The organism is Thermodesulfobacteriota bacterium (assembly GCA_034189135.1).
Classification (GTDB): domain Bacteria; phylum Desulfobacterota; class Desulfobacteria; order Desulfobacterales; family JAUWMJ01; genus JAUWMJ01.
Genome location: JAXHVO010000018.1, coordinates 1 through 5,258 on the forward strand (window position 1 = coordinate 1; position 5,258 = coordinate 5,258).

The window sequence follows — 5,258 nt, forward strand, 5'->3', positions numbered from 1 at the left end:
TGCCGCTTCTTCAGGTGGCGGAGGCGGCGGAGGCGGTGGAGGAAGCAGCGGCGGAGGTTGCTTTATCGCAACCACTTCATCCGGGCTGTTTCATGTGTCAGCGGTTCCAATGGCTCAGTACTTCGTTCTTATGTTACTGTTTTTTGTGATTGGCAAGATGGTGCATGGGCGAAGAAAGCAATAGTCTTTTTTTAGCTCGATTGAGTCGTTGAAAAACGAATACATCCTTAAGGGCTCATTTCGATGTATTTGAGAGTTATTTAATTTTGCAAGCTTTAAAAAAATATATTTTTTACTTTAAAAGGTCTTTAAAAAATACTAATTTTTATTCAAGCCAAATAAGGCAAAATTTTCAACCAAATGAATATATTGAATATTTCATGGATTGAAATTTGAGCCTGTCGAAGCGAAGCGTAGATCCCGCTCATCGGGGACGCAGGAATCGGGCAGATAGTCGCAGACTTTGAAAAGTGCTGTTTCGAGGTCTGCGCTTATCTGCAAAGGTCTCTTTTAATGAATGGCTTTATCAGCTTACGGTGGTGCCATTCATTTCTATAATGGGATTTACTTATATTTGGAACGAAATACTTTCTAAAACTTTATAATACTAATTGAATAGTAAAAGATGCAACAGAATGGAAGACCGAAGGAATGAATAAAATTATTCTTATTTTTAAAACTTCACAATTCATTTTGATTAGTTCTACGCTTTTGTTTTTTTCGGGTTGCTCTTTAAGTAAGAGAGTCGCACCGGTCGAAACAACTGCTAATCGTACTAAGGAGCTCATAATTGACCATACATGTACGAATATAAAGCACATTCCGGAATACTGGATTAACAAAGCAAAAGCTGAGTTCGGCATTTCCTACGGGCATACCTCTCATGGAAGCCAGATAGTAAGCGGAATGAGAGTTCTTCGGGAGCAATCCGGTCTGTATTCTTTTGATAAGTTTGGAAGTAAAAAATCACTGGCACTATATGATCGTGAGCCAAGAGGGGATCTTGGAAATCCGGATAGAACTACTTGGGCACTTAGAACACGGAAACTTTTAGATACCGGATGGGGTGATACAAATATAATAATGTGGTCTTGGTGCGGTCAGGTATCTAGAGCCAGTGAAGAGAATATTAATACTTATCTAAGACTTATGAACCAGCTTGAAATGGATTACCCTGACGTCACATTCATATACATGACCGGACACCTTGATGGAACCGGTGAGCAAGGAAACCTGAATAGACGGAATAATCAAATTCGTAATTATTGTATAAAGAATAACAAAATCCTATTCGATTTTGCAGATATCGAAAGTTATGATCCTGATGGTAACTACTATCTGGACAAAAGAGCTGATGACGGGTGCAACTATATTGAAGATGGTGTCAGTAAAAACTGGGCGGACGAATGGTGTTACAATCATCCCGGAAAGTGCCCGCCATGTTCCTGTGCTCATTCTAAATCGTTGAATTGCATCCTTAAAGGGAAGGCATTTTGGTGGATGATGGCGAGGTTGGCAGGATGGCCTAGCCCTGATTCATCTCTTTCATCTCCTTCAAATCTAAAAATTATTGGTTCAACAACAGAGTAAATTAAGTTGACTTCAAATAATGTGGTAAAATAACAGATGGCATTTGTAAGGCTTAGAGAACATCAGCGCGATTTATAGTTGTGAAATAATTCATTGATTTGTTTCGGTGTTCCATTCCATAAATTTTTTTTCAAACGAAGCCGCCTGCCTGTTCTGCTCAGCAACCTTTTTTACCCATTTTGGCTCAGACCCGATCAAATGGACTTTCGATCCCAGTAAAATAACCCTTCGGGTTTTACCCCAGTCCTATGAATACATTTCACTGGTTTTTATTCAAACAAAATGAAAAGCGAGGAAATAATTAAAACTATAACGAAGACTATACTTGTAACAGGAGGAGCCGGATTTATAGGAACAAACTTCATTCGCCACACATTGAGCAAACACCCTAATTGGCGGATAGTCAACCTTGATGCGGTTACCTATGCGGGCAATCCTGCCAATCTTGCTGATCTTGCAGAAAAAATGCCGGAAAGTTATCACTTTGTGCACGGTAATATCAGCGATGGTCAGCTTGTCGAGCGGCTTTTTGCTGAAGAAAAATTTGACGGTGTGATCCATTTCGCTGCTGAATCGCATGTTGACCGTTCTATTCACGGCCCCGTAGCTTTCGCTGAAACCAACGTTTTGGGTACTTGTCGATTGCTGTCTGCGTGTAACAAAGCCTGGGAAAAACAGAGGCGGCCGGACTTTCGTTTTTTACATGTTTCAACTGATGAAGTATACGGGAGCCTCGGTTCTGAAGGGTTTTTTGTAGAAACCACAGCTTACGATCCTTCCAGTCCATACTCGGCTTCCAAAGCAGGGTCTGATCATATGGTCCGCGCCTGGTATCGGACCTATGGCCTGCCGACTATCATTACGAATTGCTCGAATAACTACGGCCCCTACCAATTCCCTGAAAAACTGCTCCCCTTGATGATTATTAACATTCTTGAATCCAAAGCATTGCCGGTATACGGAGATGGGAAGAACGTGCGCGACTGGCTTTATGTGATCGATCATTGCGAGGCTTTGCTAACTTCTTTTAATAAAGGAATTCCAGGTGAAACATACAACATAGGTGGTGGTGCAGAGCGTCAGAACATTGAAGTGATCCACACATTATGCGATCTGTTGGACGTTCGCTTGAAACTGAGCGCCAAAAACTCCAGCAGGAACTTAATTCAATTCGTTAGGGATCGACCCGGACACGACAGACGGTATGCGATTGATGCCGGTAAGATCAATAAAGAACTTGGCTGGAAACCGCGGTTTGACTTTGACACAGCATTGGCAGCAACTGTTGATTGGTATCTCGATCATAAGGATTGGATCAATTACGTCCGCAGCGGTGAATATCAGAAATGGGTTGGCACCAATTATAAAGAACGATGATTTAATAAAGTAAACCACCACATCTCAAAGGAGTGGCTTGAATGGCGACCCTAAAAGGGTACATAAAAAACAATACTCACCCCGGAAACGCGGGAAACGCAGAGTTTACTGTTTAATCTGTCTTCCTTTGATCCCGGTTAAATAGGCTTTGCATTTAACTGGACGGGAAAGAATGAAAACAAACAACTATCCTTTCGACCACGCAGGATGCTGTTCAGAGCATGTTTTTATTGGCGTTGCCATGATTTTCATTGCCATCACACGGTTAGATCTTTTCTTTTCTGGCCTCTCACCAGAAAAGAAAAAAGGATTTCTCTCTGCGAACTTCGCGTCTCGAGCGAAGCGGGCGGTGAAAACCATTTTCGCATTTACCAGCATAGCTAAGCTGGGGTCATCAGCATACCTGAAGGTTTAATGGGATAATTAAAACAGAAAACAGGAAGAGAGGCGATGAAAGGAATTATTCTTGCCGGTGGATCCGGCACAAGACTATACCCCATTACAAAGGTGGTCAGCAAACAGTTGATGCCTATTTATGACAAACCGATGATCTACTATCCGCTTTCAGTGCTCATGCTTGCCGGTATACGTGATATCCTCATTATTTCTACACCCCATGATTTGCCACACTTCGAATCTTTGATGGGAGATGGAGACCAGTTGGGATTAAATCTTAACTACGCTGTCCAACCAAAGCCCGAAGGTCTTGCCCAGGCTTTTTTAATTGGTAAAAAGTATATCGGTAAGGACAATGCCTGCTTAATTCTTGGCGATAATATTTTTTATGGACATGGATTACCTGAAAAACTTGCCCGCGCGAGTAATCGTAATACCGGTGCAACGGTTTTCGGGTACTGGGTAAAAAATCCCCAGCGCTACGGCGTGGTTAATTTTGATGATAGCGGTAAAGCGATCGATATTGAAGAGAAACCCAAGAAGCCTAAATCACATTGGGCGGTAACCGGTCTTTATTTCTATGACTCACAAGTCGTCGATATAGCAAGCCAATTAAAACCATCAAATCGGGGTGAATTGGAAATTACCGATGTTAACCGAACTTACCTCAGTCGCAAACAACTGTATGTTGAAAAAATGGGTCGAGGCACTGCCTGGCTTGATACCGGTACCCACGACAGCATGTTACAGGCGTCGACTTTTATCGAGGTTATTGAGAAGCGTCAAGGGTTAAAGATCGCTTGCATTGAAGAAATTGCCTATCACATGGGATATATTGACGGAGAGCAAGTGCTGAAGCTGGCCCAGCCTCTCAATAAAAATAACTATGGCCAGTACCTTATTGAAATAGTAAACGGTTCACGGGAGCAGTTATGAAGATAATTCAAACTAAATTGGAAGGGGTGGAGATTATCGAGCCACATGTCTTTAGCGACCAACGTGGGTACTTCATGGAGTTATATCGGTTCGAGCGATATAAAGAAAGTGACATTCATTATAATTTTGTTCAAGACAACCTTTCGTATTCTAGTCAAAACACTTTGAGGGGATTGCATTATCAGCATCCCCACCCACAGGCTAAACTTGTTTATGTAATAAGGGGAAAAGTATTTGATGTGGCCGTTGATATCCGCCGGGGTTCACCGACGTTTGGGCAATGGGAAGGTGTGATTTTATCAGGTGAGAATCATCGCCAACTCTTCATCCCAGAAGGCTTTGCTCATGGTTTTTGTGTTTTAAGTGAATATGCTATTTTCGGTTACAAGTGCAGTGATATTTATACACCAGAAGCTGAAGGTGGAATTGCCTGGAATGACCCGCAAATTGGAATAAAATGGCCGCTGAAAAACCCATTGCTTTCAGAAAACGACAAGAAACATCCTTGCTTGGAAGACTTATCTGCTCAGAAACATCCCCATCTAAATACCACTGCCCTATAGCCTCCTTATCCCTTTCAGCTCAAAGCGCTTTTTGGTAAAACTTTCCGACAGAACAATTGACATTGTACCTACAATGCCTTATAATATAAATTATGAAAATATTTAGATGGAATGTGGAAAAAAACGAGGTCCTTGCAAGGGAAAGAGGGATTACCTTCGAAGAAGTAGTCCAAAAAATTGAAGCAGGAGTAAAAATAATTGAAACAGACCATCCAAACAAAGAGAAGTATCCACATCAAAAAATATTGATAATTGATGTGGATGGATATGCCTATTTATAGTGTTTCTCAGAATAATTTTCCGATTGCCGCTGTTCTTTGTGTTTGCTCAGGGTTGTCGATGACATCAAGAATCGCTTTATCCAGTCGGTCTATGAGTTGGTTAACATTCCGACAA

At 41.7% G+C, this 5,258-nt stretch carries 7 protein-coding genes; all 7 read left to right on the plus strand.

What is annotated here, in order from left to right; all coding sequences use genetic code 11:
* On the plus strand, positions 1–184 hold a 184-nt coding region (locus SWH54_02080; protein MDY6790034.1), incomplete at its 5' end, for a hypothetical protein.
* Between the two features lie 467 nt (positions 185–651).
* Entirely contained in the window at positions 652–1,590 is a 939-nt protein-coding gene (locus SWH54_02085) for a hypothetical protein (GenBank protein MDY6790035.1), read from the plus strand.
* Positions 1,591–1,872: 282 nt separating this feature from the next.
* On the plus strand, positions 1,873–2,967 hold the full coding sequence (gene rfbB / locus SWH54_02090; GenBank protein MDY6790036.1) for a dTDP-glucose 4,6-dehydratase: 1,095 nt from the start codon (positions 1,873–1,875) through the stop codon (positions 2,965–2,967).
* A 172-nt stretch (positions 2,968–3,139) separates the two neighbouring features.
* Positions 3,140–3,382 carry a hypothetical protein gene (locus tag SWH54_02095; protein ID MDY6790037.1) on the plus strand — a complete coding sequence of 81 codons (243 nt, stop codon included), beginning with the start codon at positions 3,140–3,142 and terminating at the stop codon, positions 3,380–3,382.
* Positions 3,383–3,417: 35 nt separating this feature from the next.
* Positions 3,418–4,299: a glucose-1-phosphate thymidylyltransferase RfbA gene (gene rfbA / locus SWH54_02100; protein MDY6790038.1), complete on the plus strand. Its 882-nt coding sequence runs from the start codon at positions 3,418–3,420 to the stop codon at positions 4,297–4,299.
* Positions 4,296–4,862 carry a dTDP-4-dehydrorhamnose 3,5-epimerase gene (rfbC, locus tag SWH54_02105; GenBank protein ID MDY6790039.1) on the plus strand — a complete coding sequence of 189 codons (567 nt, stop codon included), beginning with the start codon at positions 4,296–4,298 and terminating at the stop codon, positions 4,860–4,862. The genes rfbA and rfbC overlap by 4 nt, the downstream gene beginning before the upstream one ends.
* 92 nt (positions 4,863–4,954) lie before the next feature.
* Entirely contained in the window at positions 4,955–5,143 is a 189-nt protein-coding gene (locus SWH54_02110) for a hypothetical protein (GenBank protein MDY6790040.1), read from the plus strand.
* The last annotated feature ends 115 nt before the right edge of the window (positions 5,144–5,258 follow it).